General features: G+C 65.8%; 17 protein-coding genes. 3 read left to right on the top strand and 14 right to left on the bottom strand.

Annotation, left to right across the window (positions count from 1 at the left end):
* Nucleotides 1-412 precede the first annotated feature (412 nt).
* The 3 genes from ltrA to K8I61_02585 all read left to right on the top strand — a co-directional run bounded on the left by ltrA (nucleotide 413) and on the right by K8I61_02585 (nucleotide 2,599).
* On the top strand, nucleotides 413-1,759 hold the full coding sequence (gene ltrA, locus K8I61_02575; GenBank protein MBZ0270895.1) for a group II intron reverse transcriptase/maturase: 1,347 nt from the start codon (nucleotides 413-415) through the stop codon (nucleotides 1,757-1,759).
* A gap of 213 nt (nucleotides 1,760-1,972) precedes the next feature.
* Nucleotides 1,973-2,368: a hypothetical protein gene (locus K8I61_02580; GenBank protein ID MBZ0270896.1), complete on the top strand. Its 396-nt coding sequence runs from the start codon at nucleotides 1,973-1,975 to the stop codon at nucleotides 2,366-2,368.
* Between the two features lie 3 nt (nucleotides 2,369-2,371).
* The gene (locus tag K8I61_02585) at nucleotides 2,372-2,599 is read left to right on the top strand and encodes a hypothetical protein (GenBank protein MBZ0270897.1); all 228 of its coding nucleotides are present in this window, start codon (nucleotides 2,372-2,374) and stop codon (nucleotides 2,597-2,599) included.
* Here K8I61_02585 and K8I61_02590 read toward each other — a convergent pair.
* The 14 genes from K8I61_02590 to K8I61_02655 form a co-directional block, all read right to left on the bottom strand.
* A complete protein-coding gene (locus tag K8I61_02590; GenBank protein ID MBZ0270898.1) occupies nucleotides 2,583-3,452 on the bottom strand; it encodes a methyltransferase domain-containing protein in 870 nt (289 codons plus the stop codon). The two genes, K8I61_02585 and K8I61_02590, sit on opposite strands and share 17 nt — an antisense overlap.
* Complete coding sequence (locus K8I61_02595) at nucleotides 3,449-4,114, bottom strand: class I SAM-dependent methyltransferase (GenBank protein ID MBZ0270899.1); 666 nt, start codon at nucleotides 4,112-4,114, stop codon at nucleotides 3,449-3,451. The genes K8I61_02590 and K8I61_02595 overlap by 4 nt, the downstream gene beginning before the upstream one ends.
* On the bottom strand, nucleotides 4,107-4,757 hold the full coding sequence (locus tag K8I61_02600) for an L-2-amino-thiazoline-4-carboxylic acid hydrolase (GenBank protein MBZ0270900.1): 651 nt from the start codon (nucleotides 4,755-4,757) through the stop codon (nucleotides 4,107-4,109). Before K8I61_02600 ends, K8I61_02595 begins: the two co-directional genes overlap by 8 nt.
* On the bottom strand, nucleotides 4,754-5,425 hold the full coding sequence (locus K8I61_02605) for an isoprenylcysteine carboxylmethyltransferase family protein (protein MBZ0270901.1): 672 nt from the start codon (nucleotides 5,423-5,425) through the stop codon (nucleotides 4,754-4,756). Before K8I61_02605 ends, K8I61_02600 begins: the two co-directional genes overlap by 4 nt.
* Nucleotides 5,422-5,682, bottom strand: a complete 261-nt coding sequence (locus K8I61_02610; protein MBZ0270902.1) for a DUF2933 domain-containing protein — start codon at nucleotides 5,680-5,682, stop codon at nucleotides 5,422-5,424. Before K8I61_02610 ends, K8I61_02605 begins: the two co-directional genes overlap by 4 nt.
* A gap of 103 nt (nucleotides 5,683-5,785) precedes the next feature.
* Entirely contained in the window at nucleotides 5,786-6,007 is a 222-nt protein-coding gene (locus tag K8I61_02615; GenBank protein ID MBZ0270903.1) for an SHOCT domain-containing protein, read from the bottom strand.
* 26 nt (nucleotides 6,008-6,033) lie between these two features.
* A complete protein-coding gene (locus K8I61_02620) occupies nucleotides 6,034-6,228 on the bottom strand; it encodes a hypothetical protein (protein ID MBZ0270904.1) in 195 nt (64 codons plus the stop codon).
* A gap of 109 nt (nucleotides 6,229-6,337) precedes the next feature.
* Nucleotides 6,338-6,880 (bottom strand): hypothetical protein, encoded by a 543-nt coding sequence (locus K8I61_02625; GenBank protein MBZ0270905.1) that lies wholly within the window; start codon nucleotides 6,878-6,880, stop codon nucleotides 6,338-6,340.
* A gap of 13 nt (nucleotides 6,881-6,893) precedes the next feature.
* Entirely contained in the window at nucleotides 6,894-9,107 is a 2,214-nt protein-coding gene (locus K8I61_02630; protein ID MBZ0270906.1) for a copper-translocating P-type ATPase, read from the bottom strand.
* A 108-nt stretch (nucleotides 9,108-9,215) separates the two neighbouring features.
* Nucleotides 9,216-12,380 carry a CusA/CzcA family heavy metal efflux RND transporter gene (locus K8I61_02635; GenBank protein ID MBZ0270907.1) on the bottom strand — a complete coding sequence of 1,055 codons (3,165 nt, stop codon included), beginning with the start codon at nucleotides 12,378-12,380 and terminating at the stop codon, nucleotides 9,216-9,218.
* The gene (locus tag K8I61_02640) at nucleotides 12,367-14,226 is read right to left on the bottom strand and encodes an efflux RND transporter periplasmic adaptor subunit (GenBank protein MBZ0270908.1); all 1,860 of its coding nucleotides are present in this window, start codon (nucleotides 14,224-14,226) and stop codon (nucleotides 12,367-12,369) included. The genes K8I61_02635 and K8I61_02640 overlap by 14 nt, the downstream gene beginning before the upstream one ends.
* A complete protein-coding gene (locus tag K8I61_02645) occupies nucleotides 14,223-15,572 on the bottom strand; it encodes a TolC family protein (GenBank protein MBZ0270909.1) in 1,350 nt (449 codons plus the stop codon). The genes K8I61_02640 and K8I61_02645 overlap by 4 nt, the downstream gene beginning before the upstream one ends.
* Nucleotides 15,573-15,740: 168 nt before the next feature.
* Entirely contained in the window at nucleotides 15,741-16,136 is a 396-nt protein-coding gene (locus K8I61_02650; GenBank protein ID MBZ0270910.1) for a hypothetical protein, read from the bottom strand.
* A gap of 128 nt (nucleotides 16,137-16,264) precedes the next feature.
* Complete coding sequence (locus tag K8I61_02655) at nucleotides 16,265-17,056, bottom strand: VOC family protein (protein ID MBZ0270911.1); 792 nt, start codon at nucleotides 17,054-17,056, stop codon at nucleotides 16,265-16,267.
* Nucleotides 17,057-17,144: the final 88 nt, after the last annotated feature.

Consider the following 17,144-nt stretch of genomic DNA (forward strand, 5'->3'; position numbering starts at 1 on the left):
GTTGTGCGCCCAGCATGGGCGCTGTCTTGTAGGTGTAAGTCCGACCGAGAGGAGGCCATCCCGATCGAAGCGAAGCGCAACTGCGGAAGGGCGACCGACCGTGGGGAGGAAGCGTGGAGCGAACCCGCGGGCCGACGTACAGAAACCGGATTCGAGGCGACGCCGGGCGGGGCGAGCGGGCAATTGACCGCGAAGCTCCGATGGCCAAAGCCCAGGCGGCGTAAATCCGGCGGTCGTGCGGGGAAGGACAGCGTTCTTACCTGGGGAGATCTCGCCTTGCGCCTGAAAGGGCGACTCCGCGAAAGCGGGGGAGCGAGAAGTCAGCCGAGGCCGTAGTAGTTCCGCGCGGGACGAAGGGCCGAACGGAGAGGAGGGCGATACGACCGTGCGCCTCGAAGGAGCCAGGCCTCAGATGTCCGGGCAACTGGAGCTCGCGTTCATGGCGAAGGGTGAAGCCCGACGCGGGGAGCGCAGCGAGGAAGCTTCGACGGCGGCGCGCGGAAACGAGCGCTCGGGAGCGAGCGGTCTGCTGGAGGCGGTGTTGAGCCGCGCGAACCTTCAGGCCGCGCTGAAGCGGGTGCGCCGGAACAAGGGCGGCCCCGGCATCGACGGGATGACGGTGGATGAACTGCCGGATTACCTGCGGGATGAATGGCCGCGCCTCCGAGAAGACATTCTCTCGGAGACGTACCGTCCCTCGCCGGTGAAGCGGCAGGCGATTCCCAAGAGCGGCGGCGGGACGCGCGAACTCGGCATCCCGACGGTGCTCGACCGTTTCATCCAGCAGGCCCTTTTGCAGGTCCTGCAACCTCAATTCGATCCGAGCTTTTCGGAGCACAGCTACGGCTTCCGGCCGAAACGCCGGGCGCACGACGCGATCGTCGCGGCGCAGCGTTACGTTCAGGAAGGCCGCCGCATCGTGGTGGACGTGGACCTGGAGAAATTCTTCGACCGCGTGAACCATGACGTGCTGATGGGACGGCTCGCGAAACGGATCGAGGACGCTCGTGTGCTGAGGCTGATCCGCCGCTATCTCGAAGCCGGCCTGATGTCGGACGGGGTGGCGACGGAGCGGCACGAGGGGACGCCGCAGGGCGGTCCCTTGTCGCCGCTGCTCGCGAACGCGCTGCTGGACGAAGTGGATAAGGAGCTTGAGAAACGCGGTCACGCTTTCATCCGCTACGCCGACGACTGCAATGTTTACGTTCGGTCGCAGCGAGCGGGGGAGCGCGTCATGAGGCTGCTTCGGCGGCTCTTCGCGGACCTTCGGCTCCGCGTCAACGATGCCAAGAGCGCGGTGGACGCGGCGACGAAGCGGAAGATTCTGGGCTACTCCTTCTGGATCGGTCCGGGTCGGACGGTGAAACGCCGCGTGGCGGGCAAGGCTCTTGCGACGATGAAGGACCGGGTGCGGGAAATCACGAGACGCAGCGGGGGGCGGAGCATTGAGCGGGTCGCCAGGGACTTACGGAGCTACCTCGTTGGATGGAAGGCGTATTTCCAACTGGCGGACACGCCCGGAGTCTTCCGCGAACTCGACGAGTGGATTCGTCACCGGTTGCGGGCACTCCACCTGAAACATTGGAGACGCGGCAAAACGACGTACCGCGAGCTGCGCGCGCGAGGCGCGACGCCGACGGTGGCGGCGACGGTCGCGGCGAACACCAAGCGATGGTGGAAGAACTCGGCGATGTATCTCCACATGGTCCTGACCATCCGCTACTTCGACCAGTTGGGAGTCCCCCGGCTGGCCGCGTGACCTCAACTCGCCGAACCGCCGGATGCGGACCCGCTTGTCCGGTGGTGTGGCAGGGGAACTCCGAGGCTATTCCTCGGAGCCCCTATGCCGATCGCGCGCCATCTTCACGACTATTTCCTCCCTCCTCTTTCCTCTTTTCTCTTTCCTGTTTCGACCTTCCTGTTTTCTCCGGCTCGCATCCGCTAAAATCGCCCGTGCAACACGGGAGACTGCATGCCGAGCCTTCGTACCAAGCTCCAGATCCGCGAGGGATGGCGGGGTCGCATCGTCGCGCCGCCGGACGACCTTCGCCTGAAAGAATTGAACGCGCTGCCCCAGGCCCGAAGCTCCGACGCGGAGCTCGACTGGGCGCTCGTTTTCGTGACGAACGAGGAGGAGATCGAATCGCGCGGCAAGGGCATCGTTCGCGTACTGCGCGAGGACGGCGTCCTCTGGTTCGCCTATCCGAAAAAGACGTCGGGCATCGCCGCCGATATCACGCGCGACCGCGGATGGGATTCGCTCGACGCGCTCGGTCTTCGCGCGGTGCGCCAGATCGCGCTTGACGACACCTGGTCCGCGCTGCGCTTCCGCGCCAGGGAACGCGTCAAACGCAAAACGGATACGTAACCCGTGCGCCCGGGTCTCGACAAGATCGGCGGCGCGATTTTTCTTGCCGCGCTTGGCGTCTCGCTCGTATTTCCGGCCGTCGATCTCGGCCAGGAGTTGCCGTTTGCCGTTCGCCGCGCGATCGGCCTTGGTTGCATGGGCGCCGCGCTCGCGGGGATCGTGCTTATCGTCGTCGGGCGCGTTCAGCGACGCCGCGAACGCGCCGGCGGCGCCGTCAATCCGCCGCGGTGATCTCGAGGACGATATCAAGCGACCGTTTCTTCACGTCGATATCCGTGAATCCCGCCGCGTGGACATTGCTGACGGTCTCCCGATCGATATGCGCGCCCCAGATGTGAAACGGAATCGGGTCGAGCCATCGCATCAACGGGCGCAGTCCCGGTTTTTCCGACAGCACGTGTTCGAGCATCAGGAGCTTGCCGCCGGGTCTCAGCACGCGGCGCGCCTCGCGCAAGCCCTGCACGGGATCGGGCACCGAGCAGAACACGCAACTCGTCACAATCGTGTCAAAGCTCGCATCCGGGTACGGCAGCGCCTCGGCGTCGGCCACCTCGAAGCGCGCGGATGACAGCCCGAGCTTTTTCGCCGTCTTCTCCGCGCGCGCGAGCATGCGCGGCGACAGGTCGATCGCCACGATCGCGGCGTCCTTCGGATACAGCGCCAGGTTGCGCCCGGTGCCGACGCCAATCTCGAGCACGCGCCCGCGCGCGCGCGACCACATCCCGCGCCGCCACTTGCGCGTTTGAAGCGCGGACGCCAGCTCCACGAGATCGTACAGGGGCGCGATGCGGTCGTAGCGCCGGCGCGTCACCTCCGTCGGCGACAACGTGCGCCACTCGCGGATCGACACGAAACCGAGCCAGACGAACCACGCACCGAGCGGAATGAGCAGCAGATGCGCCCAGGACCCCGCGAGGTGAATCGCGATGAACGCGGCGATCGAGACGACCGCGGTGATGCCGGTCAGGATGCGCCGCCTGACGGTCCGCTTCGCCGATGCGGGCGCGGTCACCTCCGGCGCGGAAACCGCGGCCGGCGCGATTTCCGGGGCTGGGGTTGTGTCCGTCCGTGTGTCGGCCGTCATGGGTCGGCGTCCTTTGTTGAGGTGGCGATGATAAATGTTCCGGCGTTGAAGCGTTCGACGGACACGTTGCCGAAAACCGAGCGCATGGCGGCCGGGATGTCGCGGTCCGGGTTCCAAGCCGTCAGCCGAACGTAAACGGCGCGCACGAGCGGATTGAATATCCGGAGCGCGCCCGAAAACAGGCTTGCGTCGCAGACCGCGAGCGTTCCTCCCGGCCGCAACACGTCGCGGCATCGTCTCAGCACCGCGGCGAGGTCGGGCATCACGGACATCGCCAGCGCGGACAGGACGCCGTCAAACGGTTCATCGCCGAGGTCGAGTACCGCGGCGTCGCCCTGAACGAGTTCCACGTTTTCCCAACCGCGCCGCGCGACGAGCGCGCGAGCCGCGTCGAGCATCGCTTCCGTGTAATCGAAGCCGACCAGGCGTCCGGTCGGGCCGATCAATTCCTCGATGTACGGGAAATTGCGCCCGCTGCCGCAGCCGACCTCGAGAACGCGCGCCCCCGCGCCGACGCTGGTCGCCGCGGCCGCGCGTTGCCGGATCGTGCGGTGCCGGCCGAGAAAGGTGATCGCGTCCTGCGCGTCGTAGAGTCGCGGGTGCCTCCCCCAGGCCGAGTAAACGCGACGTACGCGCGCGAGATCCTGCTTCGACTCAGGCATGCCGTCGCTCGGACTTCGTGTTCTCGCCGCGCGGGATCCATCGAAAATCGCATGCGAGATCTCCGGCGGCGATCGATCCGTGGCGCTCAAGGTGCGCGTCCCACCGCTCGGCGAGCGCATAATCGAGATTGCACCAGGACGTGACGCACAGCTCGCCGAGTCCGTGCTCGCGAAAATATCGCGCCACGGGGCAACGACGCACGTCGAACGCCACGATCCCGTTCTCGGCGGGAAGGTTCACCATCTCGTACGACGGCGCGCTAAACGGGAATTTGCGAAAGACGTTCGTCGCGCGCCGCAGCCGCGCGTCGGCGCCTGGCGCGCCGACCCGCGAGAGAAGCGTGGGGAAAAAAGCCATCTTCTCGTAGGCGAGTGCCGTTACGCGCCCGGTCAGCCAGCGCGCGTCCTCCGCGGTAAGGTCCCGGATGACGAGGGCGCGATAAAACCCGATCGTTAACGCGGCGAGGTGGACCATCATTCTGCCGCCTAGCGACGCCTCGCGAGGCAGCTTCGCCTGTTGCGCCTCATAGTCGGCGAGCGCGTCATCGAGGATACGGGCGGTTTGCGCTCGCTCGAACGTCAACGCGAGGCCGCGCCGCGCGAAATGTGCGAGGAACGGGCGCAGAAGACGCATGGCGCTCATGGCCGGCCTCCCGCGTACATTTCATGTTGCCGGCGAAGCCGCGGAATCCATCCTGGCGTACGGGCGGCGTATTCCTCCCACGCTCGCCCGAATGCCCGCCGCGCGTCTGTTTCCTCGCGCCGCGCTAGACGAACGTACACGGCGACGAGTATCGGAAACATGACGAGCGTGACCAGCGTCGGCCATTGCGCCAAAAAGCCCAGCATGATCACGCCAAACGCCGCGTATTGGGGATGGCGGATTACGGCGTAGGGTCCGCTTGACGCCAGCCGATTATCTTTTTGCGCCTGGTAGAGAACACGCCAGGCCGACGCGAGCAGGAAGAATCCCGCGACGATGAGGACGTTGCTGAGAACGTGGACCGGATTCGCGTGCGGGTCGCCGCGAAATCCCAGGACCGAGTACCAGATATGGCCGCCCTCATGGCTGAAAAGATCCACGCCGGGGAATTTTCGGACAAGCCATCCCGACAGCAGGTAGATCGTCAGCGGAAAGCCGTACATCTCGGCGAAAAGCGCCACGACAAACGCGGCGAAACCGCCGAACGTGCGCCAGTCGCGCCCTGTACGCGGCGTGAAGAAACTGTACGCGAACGCGATGAAGATCGCGGAGTTGATGAAGACGAGGGTCCAAAGCCCGTAGGCCGGGGCGTCGGTCGGGTGGTTCATGACGCACCTCCCGTCTTCTCCACGTGCGCTTCACGCCCGCGTTCGCGCACGGGCCCGTGAACGCCGTGGTGGCGGTGTAGGAATAGGTGGATCACCGGGCAAAGGAGCAGCAAAACCCAGGGCAAGATGCCGAGGATGTGCGCTCGGTGCTCTTCCCACAGCATGAAACCGGCGATGGCGAGAAAGGCGCAAAAAGCGATCAGCACACGATTCAACGACAGGACGCTCCGCTCGGGATTTTGCGTTGAGGCGTTCATGACGATTTTCTCCTTTCGAGGTCGGGCGCGGCGGGGGCAATTCCCGCCGACCATGCGGATTCGGCGCCCGCCGCGGCGTCCCCGGACGCCGAAATCGCATCGCTCAGGCGTTCAGGTCGCTTATCATTCGTTCATATGTTTCGCGGTCGATTTCTCCGGCGGCGTACCGCTTTTTCACGATCTGCTCGGGTGTTTCGCGTCCGTTTCGCGCGTTGCCGTCCTTTCGCCCGCGCCAAAAGTAGAGCGCGAACATCACGCCGATCGCGGCCGCAATTAACCAGATCGCGAGATTCTGGAAGTGGTACCCCATTGCGTGCTCGCCCATGCCTCACCTCACTTTCTGGCGCCTTTTCAGGTGCCGAGATTCGCGCGCATTCGCCGATACGTCGCGCGGTCGATCTCGCCGACCGCGTAGCGTCGACTCACGATGTCGATCGGCGTTTCGTGCCGGGCCGCCATCGCGCGAATTGCCAACTGGATGACGGGCCGCGCCAACGCGGCGACCAACATCGCGATCGCCAGCCATACGGAGATCAGGAATTCCATGGCTTGGTCCTTTCCGCCCCGGAGTCATCGCGAAGGATTGTGCCAGGGCGCGCGGCCGCGGCGCCGGCACGGAAACCGGCGCCACGGCCGTTTATGAGCCGACTTCCGCTCAATGTTGATGTTTCGAATGATCCGTCTCGTCGGCGTCCGGCGATACTTCTTCTTCGTCGTTCGACATCATCGGGCACTCGCCCTTTTCCATCATGGCCATGTGCTTACCGGCGTGCTCGCGCAGCGCGGGCAGGTCCTTGGCATCCTTCGGGCGTACGACGATGCGCGCGCCGCCTTCGATGTCCTCGGAGGTCGCGGTCGAGGCAGGCATCATCATGCCGCCTTCCTTGTGCATGCCGCCGTGCATCATGCCCTCGGGGTGCTTGCCCATGTCGTCATGCATCGCCGCCATCACCTTCACGCGCTTGCGTAGCTCGACCACGTTGTCGCCGCTGGTCGTGAATTCGAACGCGATGCCGCCGTCAACGTCCGTGCGCGCGACCTTGGTGTCCGCGACGTGCATGGGGCACATGTCCGTCATGTCGGACATTTTTCCGTGCTGGTGGCCTTTGTGGCCGTCGCCACTCTCGCCCCACGCGAGTCCGACGAAAAGCGACGTCGCGGCGATCGTCATGACAATCAACAGGGTTCTCATCTTCATTTCCTCACTCCTTTCAGATTTTGGCCCGGCGAAGGCGCAACGCATTGGCGATGACCGACACCGAGCTTGCGCTCATGGCCGCCGCCGCGATGACCGGCGACAGCAAGATTCCGAAAAACGGGTACAGCACGCCCGCGGCGATCGGCACGCCGGCCGTGTTGTACGCGAACGCGAAAAACAGGTTTTGCTTGATATTGCGCATCGTCATCCTTGATAGCCGCCGCGCGCGCACGATGCCACGAAGGTCGCCCTTCACGAGTGTGACGGGCGCGCTTTCCATCGCCACGTCGGTGCCCGTTCCCATCGCGATGCCGACCTGCGCCTTGGCGAGCGCCGGCGCGTCGTTGATGCCGTCGCCCGCCATGGCGACAAAGCGCCCCTCGTCCTGCAAGCGCTTGATGGCCTCGACCTTTTGATCGGGCAGCACCTGGGCGATGACGTCGTCGATGCCGAGCTTTTTGGCCACCGCCCGCGCGGTCGTTTCGCTGTCACCGGTGAGCATCACGATGCGGATGCCCTCGTCGTGCAGCTCGCGGATCGCACGCGGCGTGCTCTCCTTGATGGGATCCGCGACGCCGACCAGGCCCACCGCGCGGCCGTCCACCACGACGAACATCGCCGTCTGGCCCTCCGCGCGCATGGCTTCCGCCTTTTCGGCGAGCGGGCTGGTGTCGATGCCGAGCGTCTCGAGCATCGCGCGGTTGCCGAGCGCCACGTCGCGCCCGTCCACACGCCCCTTGACGCCCTTGCTGGTGACGCTCTCGAAGTCCGCCGCGTCGGCCGGTTTGACCCCGCGCTCGGCCGCGCCGTTCACGATCGCCGCCGCGAGCGGGTGCTCGCTGCCCTTTTCGAGCGAGGCGGCAAGGCGCAGCAGCTCGTTTTCCCCGCCGCGATCCGCGGCGAAGATGGTCGCCAGCTTCGGCTTGCCCTCGGTGAGCGTGCCGGTCTTGTCGACGACGAGCGTGTCCACCTTGCGCATCACCTCGATCGCCTCGGCGTTGCGGAACAGGATGCCCATCGACGCGCCCTTGCCGGTGGCGACCATGATCGACATCGGCGTCGCGAGGCCGAGCGCGCACGGGCAAGCGATGATGACGACGGCGATCGCCGCGAGAAGCGCGTGCGCCATGCGCGGATCGGGGCCGATAAAAGACCAGACCGCGAACGCCACGATCGCGATCGCGATGACGGACGGCACGAACCAGGATGACACGACATCCGCCAGGCGCTGGATCGGCGCGCGGCTGCGCTGCGCCTCGGCCACCATCGCCACGATGCGCGATAACAGCGTGTCCGCGCCGACCTTCTCCGCGCGCATCACTAGCGAGCCGGTGCCGTTGACCGTCGCGCCGACGACGCGGTCGCCTTCGTGCTTTTCGACAGGGATCGGCTCGCCGGACACCATCGATTCGTCGATGGAGCTTTGGCCTTCGAGAACAATGCCGTCCACCGGCACCTTCTCGCCCGGCCGGATCCGCAGGCGATCGCCCTCGCGCACGGCGTCGAGCGGCACGTCTTCTTCCGCGCCGTCCTCGCCGATGCGCCGCGCGGTTTTCGGCGCGAGGCCGAGCAGTTTTCTGATCGCCGCGCCCGTCGAGCCGCGCGCGCGAAGCTCCAGCACCTGCCCGAGCAGGATGAGCGTCACGATCACCGCGGCGGCCTCGAAGTAAACGCCGACCTCGCCGCCCTCGCCGCGAAACGACGGTGGAAAGATATTTGGCAACAGCGCGGCGACGACGCTGTAGACGTACGCCACGGACACGCCAAGGCCGATCAGCGTGAACATGTTGAGGCTGCGGTTTTTCACCGACTGAACGGCGCGCACGTAAAACGGCCACGCCGCCCAAACGCATATCGGCGTCGCGAGCGCGAGCTCGACGATCATCCGCGCGCGCATCGAGATGAGGCGCGAGATCGGTTGGCCGGGCAACATGTCGCCCATGACGATGACGACAAGCGGCGCGGTCAGCGCGACCGAAAACCAGAACCGCCGGCTCATGCCGGCAAGTTCGGGATTTTCGTCCTGGCCCTCGTCGGTCTGCGTCATCGGCTCGAGCGCCATGCCGCACTTCGGGCACGATCCCGGCTCGTCGCGCACGATCTCTGGATGCATCGGGCAGGTCCACTTGGTCCTCGCCGGTCCCGCTCCGGGCGGGGTCGTCGGCTCCAGCGCCATGCCGCACTTCGGGCACGATCCCGGCTCGTCGCGTACGATCTCCGGGTGCATCGGGCAGGTCCATTTCGTGCCGGGCGACGCGGTCGCCGCTTGATGCGCGCCGTGCTTCGAGTGGTCATCATGATCGTGCATGGCTGCCTCCTTTCGCGTCGAAGAACGTCATGGCGACACCTCCTCGGAATGCGCGAACTCGCGTCCCTTCCAGAAAGCGAAGATCGCCGGATACACCGTGAGCTCCAGGAAGAACGACGTGACCAGGCCGCCGATCATCGGCGCGGCGATGCGCTTCATTACGTCCGCGCCGGTGCCGGTTGACCACAGGACGGGCGCGAGGCCGATCATCGTCGTCAGTACGGTCATGAGTTTGGGGCGGATGCGCCGCGCCGCGCCGTCCACGATCGCCTCGCGCAGGTCTTCAAACGAACGCATGGCGCCCTCTTTCCGGTGACGCTGATACGACAGCTTGAGATACAGCAGCATCACGACGCCGGTTTCGGCGTCCAGGCCCGCCAAGGCGATCAGGCCCACCCACACCGCGACGCTCATGTTGTAGTCGAGCAGGTACAGCAGCCAGACCGCTCCGATGAGTGAAAACGGCACCGCCAGCAACACGATGAACGTCTCCACGACGGATTTCGTGTTGAAGTAGAGCAGCACGAAGACGATGAGCAATGTCAGCGGCACGACGATCTTGAGCTTTGCCTTGGCGCGCTCCAGGTAGCGGAACTGGCCCGTCCACGACAGGCGCACGCCCGCCGGCAACTCGACGTTTTGCTCAAGCGCGCGCCGGCCCATTTCGACGTAGTTCGCCATCGGCACCTTGCCCGGATCGACGAACACGAAGCCGACGAGCTTGCCGTCCTCGCTGCGGATCATCGGCGGGCCGTTCACGTGCTTGATGTCGGCGACCTGGGAAATCGGGATCTGCGCGCCGCTTTTCGTCGCGATCAGCACGTTGCCGAGCTGCTCCGGATCGTCGCGGAACTCGCGCGCGTAGCGGACGTTGATGGGGTAGCGTTCGCGGCCCTCGACCGTCTCGGCGATGCTCATGCCGCCGATCGCCATGGTGACGACCTCGTTCACATCACGCACGGTCAGGCCGAAACGCGCGGCCTTTTCCCGGTTGACGTGGATATCGATGTAAAACGCGCCGGCGGATCGCTCGGCCACCGCCGTGCGCGTGCCGGGCATGTCCGTGAGGACGCGCTCGACCTCCACGCCCGCGCGCTCGATCGACGCGTAATCGTCGCCAAACACGAGCACCGCAAGCGGCGAGCGCACGCCGGTGGCGAGCATCTCGGTGCGCGTCTGGATCGGCATCCACCAGATGTTCGGCAGGCCGGGCACGCGGATCTTCTCGTCGAGTTCGGCGATGAGATCGTCCCACGTCAGGCCCTCGCGCCACTCCTCACGGGGCTTGAGCACGATGGTGGTTTCCGCCATGTCGACCGGCGCCGGGTCGGTCGCGGTTTCGGCGCGGCCCATCTTGCCGAACACCGATGCGACCTCCGTCACCTCGCGGATCTGCCGGTCCATCGCCTGGATGACGGCGGACGCCTGCGTGACCGACATGCCCGGCGGGGAGGACGGCATGTGCAGGATGGCGCCCTCGTTGAGCGGCGGCATGAACTCGCCGCCCAGGCGCAGGAACGCCGGCACTGTCACGATCATCGCGACAACCGTCGCCACGATGACCGCGAGCCGGTGCGTCACCACGAAACGCACGACGGGCGTGTAACCCGCGACGAGCCAGCGGTTCAGCGGGTTTTCGTCCTCGCGGCGGATGCGGCCGCGCACGACGAGCGCCGCCAGCGCGGGCGTGAGCGTGACGGCGAGGATCGCCGCGAAGCCCATCGAATAGGTCTTGGTGAACGCGAGCGGCTTGAACAGGCGCCCTTCGGTCGCCTCGAGGGTGAACACCGGCATGAACGACACGGTGATGACGAGCAGCGAGAAGAAGATGGACGGGCCCACCTCCTTCATGGCGTCCACCATCGCGCCGACGCGGTCGCCGGCGCGCCCGCCGGCCTCCCATTCCTCGAGGCGTTTGTGAATGTTCTCGATGATGATGATCGACGCATCGACCATGGCGCCGATGGCGACCGCGATGCCGCCAAGCGACATGATGTTCGCCGTCAGCCCCTGGTAGAACATCGGAATGAACGAGAGCAGCACGGCGATCGGCAGCGTGATGATCGGCACGAGCGCGCTGCGCGCGTGCAGCAGGAACAGGAAGATCACGATCGACACAACGATCATTTCCTCGATGAGCGTGTGCTTCAGCGTGGCGATCGAGTCCTTGATCAGCCCGGACCGGTCGTAGGTGATCTCAAAGCGCACGCCCTCGGGCAGGCCGGCCTTGATCTCATCGATGCGCTCCTTGACGCGTTCGATGACGGTGAGCGCGTTTTCGCCGTAGCGCATCACCACGACGCCGCCGACCACCTCGCCTTCGCCGTTGAGCTCCGCGATGCCCCGGCGCATATCCGGCCCGAGCGTCACCTCCCCGACCTGCGACAGCAAGACCGGCGTGCCGTGCTCGTCCACGCGCAAGGGGATGCTCTCCAGGTCGGAAATATCCTTCACGTAGCCGCGCCCGCGGATCATGTGCTCATGCCCCGCGACTTCGACGACGTGCCCGCCGGTGTCCTCGTTGCTGGCCTTCACGGCGTCGGCGACGTCCATCAGCATCACATCCAGGGCGCGCATGCGGACGGGATCGAGGTGGATCTGGTATTGCTTCACGAACCCGCCGATCGAGGCGACGTCCGCGACGCCGGGAACGGCCGCAAGCGCGTAGCGCACATTCCAGTCCTGAATCGCGCGAAGCTGTTGCAGATCGTGTTTGCCCGTGTCGTCCACGAGCGCGTACATGAACACCCAGCCGACGCCCGTCGCGTCGGGGCCGAGCGTCGGCGTCACGCCGTCGGGCAGCTTGCCCGAAAGGCCGGTCATGTATTCGAGCACGCGCGTGCGCGCCCAATACATGTCCGTGCCGTCCTCGAACGTCGCGTACACGAACGACAGCCCGAAGAACGACTGCCCGCGCACGGCGGTGACCTTCGGCGCCGACAAAAGCGCCGACGAAATCGGGTAAGTGATCTGATCCTCGACGAGGTCCGGGCTGCGTCCGGACCATTCGGTCAGGACGATGACCTGCACGTCGGACAGGTCGGGGATGGCGTCAAGCGGCGTGCGCATGAGCGCGTACCAGCTCCAGGCGACGAGCGCCGCGATCAAAAGCAGGGTAATGAACGGATTTCGCGCCGAGTTCTCGATGATGCGGCCGATGAGGCCGCTTTTTTCAGGATCAGTCGGTTGCATCGGCGGGCCTCCAGAACTTGGCGGCGGAGCGAATCCGGCTTTCCGCGGCAATCAGGAAATTTCCGGAACTGACGACGATTTCGCCCTCGGCAAGGCCCGAACGCACCGCGAACCACTCGCCGTAGCGCGCGCCGATCTGGATCTCCTTCGGCCGCAGGCGCCCCTGGCCGAGATCGATGAACACGAGCCGCCGCGGCCCGGTGTAAATCACCGCCTCAACCGGCACGGCCAGGTGCTCGCCGCTGTCCACCTCGAACGTGACGTTCGCGTACATGTCGGGCTTCAGCGCGAACTTCGGATTGGCGATCTCAAGCCGGATCTTCGCCGTGCGTCCCATGCCCTCGAGATAGGGATAGATCTCGGAAATCTTCGCGGCGTGCGTTTCGCCGGGAAAATACGGGAACGAAACCTCGGCCTTCTGTCCGCGAGACAAAAACGGCAGGTCGTTCTCGTACACGTCCGCGTCGATCCACACGCGCGATAGATCGGCGATGCGGTACAGTTTCTCGCCGGGCATCACTCTCATGCCCTCGATCACCATTTTTTCGACCACGAATCCGCTCGCGGGGGAGGGGATGGCGATCGTGTCGGTCGCGCTGCCGCGCTCGATGATCGCGTCGATCCGCTCATCGGCGATACCGAACAGGCGCAGGCGCCGGCGTGCGGCATTTTCAAGCGATCCGCCGCGCGCGCGGGCGATCAGGAGCTCTTCCTGCGCGGCCACGATCTCCGGGCTGTAAAGTTCGAACAGCGTCTGGCCGCGGCCGACGCGCTGGCCGGGCGAATCCACGCGGAGCTTTTCGACCCAGCCGTCGATGCGCGTCGTCACGTCGTGCAACCGCGTTTCGTCATAAGCCACGACGCCGACGGCGCGGATGCTTTTGGTCAGCGCGCGCCGGGCGATCGTCTCGGTGCGGATGCCGAGCTGCTGGCGACGCACTTCGTCAACCGTCACGACGCCGGTGGCGAGGTCGCCCTTTGTCACGGGTTGCAGGTCCATGTTGCAGATCGGGCATTTGCCGGGATCGGGTTGCCTCACGCTGGGGTGCATCGAGCAGGTGTAGTAGGCGATCTCGTCGCCGCCCTCGATGTCGGCCATGGCATCCTCGACCGCTGCGTCTTTTCCCGCGGCCGCGGCCTTCCAGTCCGCCTCGCCACCGCAGGTCGGCATTTTGCTTCCCATGTATGGGTTTTCCGTGCCGTCGCCGGGCTGCATCCAGTAGCCGTAGCCCTCGACCATCGGGCACTCAAACAGATTTCGTCCCTCGCGCAGACGCGTATCGATCGCCGCCAGGCGAACGAGCGCATGCGAAAAGTCGGAAAAATGCGCGCGCGCGGCGTCGATGTCCGTGGCTTCGCCGAGCCGCGCGGCGGTTTCCCCGGCGTCGTCGAGCGCCTGGTGAACGGCGTGCGGCGCCGCGTCCGCGTTCTGGCCCGCGGCGCGAGCCGAGGTCAGCGCATTTTTCGCGTGTTTGGCGATATTCGCGAAATTGTCGTTGGCCAGATCCTTGCGGACGGCCTCATAAGCCGCGAAGAGATTCCCGAGTTCCTTGATGGCGGCGTCGGAAAATCGATGCGCGGGCACGGCCTGCAGCTCGTGCGACGCCATGTCTTTTTCCGCGTGTCCTGGCGCAACCTCATCAGTTTGGGCGGGCGCCGTCGCGCCGCCGTGCTGATGGCCGCCGGCCATGGGTTTGGCGGACGACGGAGCGTCTTCGCGCAGCGGGCCGGCAAACCATTGGACAAGCGGTCCGCGGAAAAGAAACAGCAGCGCGCCGAGCGCGACAAGTGCGATGACGACGGCGGGACCGCGGCCGCGCCCGATGCGTTCGATGTTGGTTTTCATGGCAGGGCTCCTTCCGTGTTTTCACCGGGTACGCGGCCAAGAGCGCGTTCAAGCTCGGCGGCCATGCGCCACGCGTTGGCGATCGCCTCATGACGGCGCAGTTCGAGCGTGCGCAGCGAGCGCTCCGCTTCGATCGTGGCCATGAAGTCGTTGCGTCCGGTTTCGTAGCCGGCGCGGGCGGCGATCTGCCGGTCGCGCGCGGCGGGGATGATTTTCGTCTCGTAAAGTTCGGCGACGCGGCGGGCTTCCTCAAAGCCGATGCGCGCGGTTTCGATCTCGCCGATCGCTTCCTGTTTCATATGATCGAGCAGGCGGCGGCTTTTTTGGCCGCGCGCGCGAGCTTCGTCGAGCGCGCCGCCGCGCCGGCCAAGCTGGATCGGCACGTTGACGGACACGCCGACCATGTAGCGCGACTCTTCCATCGGCTGCATCGTCGAGTACGCGCCCGATACGCCGATGTCCGGGAAATACTCGCGCCTGGCGAGTTTTTCGGCCGATTCGGCAGCCTTTTCCTCGGCCTTCAGCATCGCAAGCTCCGGCAACGCGGACTCGAGCGACTCGGGCATCGGGGCGTCGTCGACCGGCAACGCGAGCTTGCCCGGCGCCGGCGGCAGCGGCGCGTTCGGCGTCGTGTGCAACAGCGTGTTGATGCGCGCCACGATCGTGTCGCGGCGCGCCGTTAGCATCACGCGCTGCTCCTCGAGCATCGCCAGTTCCACCTCGGCCTGCAGGGGGTCCTGCTGCGATCCGTGGCCCACGACGTATTGCGCCTCGGCGCTGACCGCGAGATCGGCGACCAGTTCCTGGTGCTCCTTGTTGATGTCGAGGGCCCGTTCCGTGGCGTAGTAATCGGCGTGCAGCATGGCGGCCATGTTGGCAAGCGACAGGCGCACCGCCGCGAAGTCCTCGCGCTTCATCGCCGCTTCCGCCACCGCGATTTCGCCCATCAGGCCGCGCTTGCCGGGAAACGGGAGCATCTGCTCGAGCATGAACTCCTGCATCGGGTCCACCATGTCCGAGCCAATCGACATGGGCGCCACGCGGTAACTCGCGCGCGGGTCGTCGAGCGCGGTCATCTGCGGGTATTTCGCGAGCGTCTCGCGCCAGGCCTGCCGCGCGGCCTCGATGGACGGGTTGCGTTCGAGCACCCGGCGCACAAGGGCGTCGCGCGAAAGCGTCGCCTGCCCGGCGAACGGGTTGTCGGATTCGTGATGTTGATCCGGCGGCGTCGCCGGCGCGGCTTGTTCCAGCTCGTCCGACAACGCGTTGTATTCCGCACGCGGCGCGCCAAGGGCGCAGCCGCTTGCAACGAATAATGCGGCAAGCGCCAACGCGAGCGGCGTCAATCGGAGCCGCGACCGTGAGGGAGCGGTCGCCCCGTCCTTCGACATGGCGGCCTCTCGGAAGAATTGATGGAGGTGCATGATCCTCGCTCCTCGTTACGGGTTTCGATACGCGGCGCGCGGCACGCGGATGCACGTGCGCACACCGGCTCTAAAGGCCGTAAGGAGCGATCAGATCAGGTAGGAAGAAACGAGAATGTAGATCGGGACATCGGCGCCGGGAGGGGCGCGATCCGCCTCGCCGGCTCCCGCCGCGCGCGCGATGGTCGCGGATCCATCGACCGCCGGGAGGCGGACGATTTCAGAATCCGCGCCATCGGCGCCCGGCGCCAGCGCGGCGCGCGGCGACTCGGCGCTGATGGTGAACGGATCGCAGCAAGCCTTTTCGACGAGGTTTGTCCCCGTCGATTCCGTCGCTTCGTCCGAGGCGCAGCAGCACCCGTTGGCGTGGACACCGCCGCCCATCGTGCAAAGGAACATCACGCGCCCGAACGCGCTCGTGGCGACGACAAGGGCCGCCGTCAGGGCGACAAGGGCGATGCGATGATGGCGTGCGGTGCGATTCATCCTGCTCGAAATATCGGCCCGTCGATCGGCAAAGTCAAGTTGGACATCGCACTTTTTGTCTGACTTATGTCAAGCGCGCGGCTGACCGGAGCCGGCCGCTCGGGCCGGCTCCGGCAGTCCCACACGCTTTACGCGTTCGACGGCATCTCGGGCTTCAGGAAGCCGATCACACCCCCCAGCGGATCCATCAGGACTCCGAGCCGCCCGACGTTCGGCACGTCCATCGGCCCGGCCAGAACCTGTCCGCCGAGTTCCCTGGCGTTCGCCGCGGTGGCGTCCGCGTCTTCGACAATCACATACGGGCACCAGAAGCTGGCCGGCGTTTCCGGCATTTTCTGCATCAGGCCGCCTTCGCCCATCGGGTTGCCCGCGTCGGTCTTGGCCACATTGTAGGTCATGTTTTCGGACATCTGCATGGCGTCATAGGTCCACCCGCAAATCCGCGAATAGAATTTCTTGGCGCCTTCGATGTCGGCCGCCTGCAGTTCGTTCCAACAGAATTCGCCCGGCTTGGGCCCATGCGCGTGTTCGCCCTGCGGCCCGGCGGCCTTGTACGCCGAAAACACCGCGCCGTCCGGATCCTGGCAAACCACGAAGCGCCCGATGTCCGGGATGTCCATCGGCTCGGTCAGCGTCTTGCCCCCTAGCTCGGCGACCTTCTTCGCCGCGGCGTCGACGTCGTCGACCGCCAGGTATCCGCACCAGTGCGAAGGCACATCCGGCGGAAGCTGCGGCGGCTGAAAAATCCCGCCTCCCGCGCTTTCGTCGTTTGCGATGCGCAGCCCGCGATATTCGCCCCCGCCGCCGGGCACCGGCATGCGATTGATCGTCCAGCCGAAAAGCTGCGTGTAGAACTCCTCCGCCTGCTCCGGCTTGTGCGTCACGAACTCGTACCACACCCAGCGTCCCGCGCCCCCCATGATGGCCTCCTTGGATTGAATGTGCGTTGCCTGGCGCCTTCGCGCCGCTCGATAATACGGTTCCGGCGAAAAAAACGTGGCAGGAAAA

This window comes from bacterium (assembly GCA_019912885.1).
Lineage (GTDB): Bacteria > Lernaellota > Lernaellaia > JACKCT01 > JACKCT01 > JAIOHV01.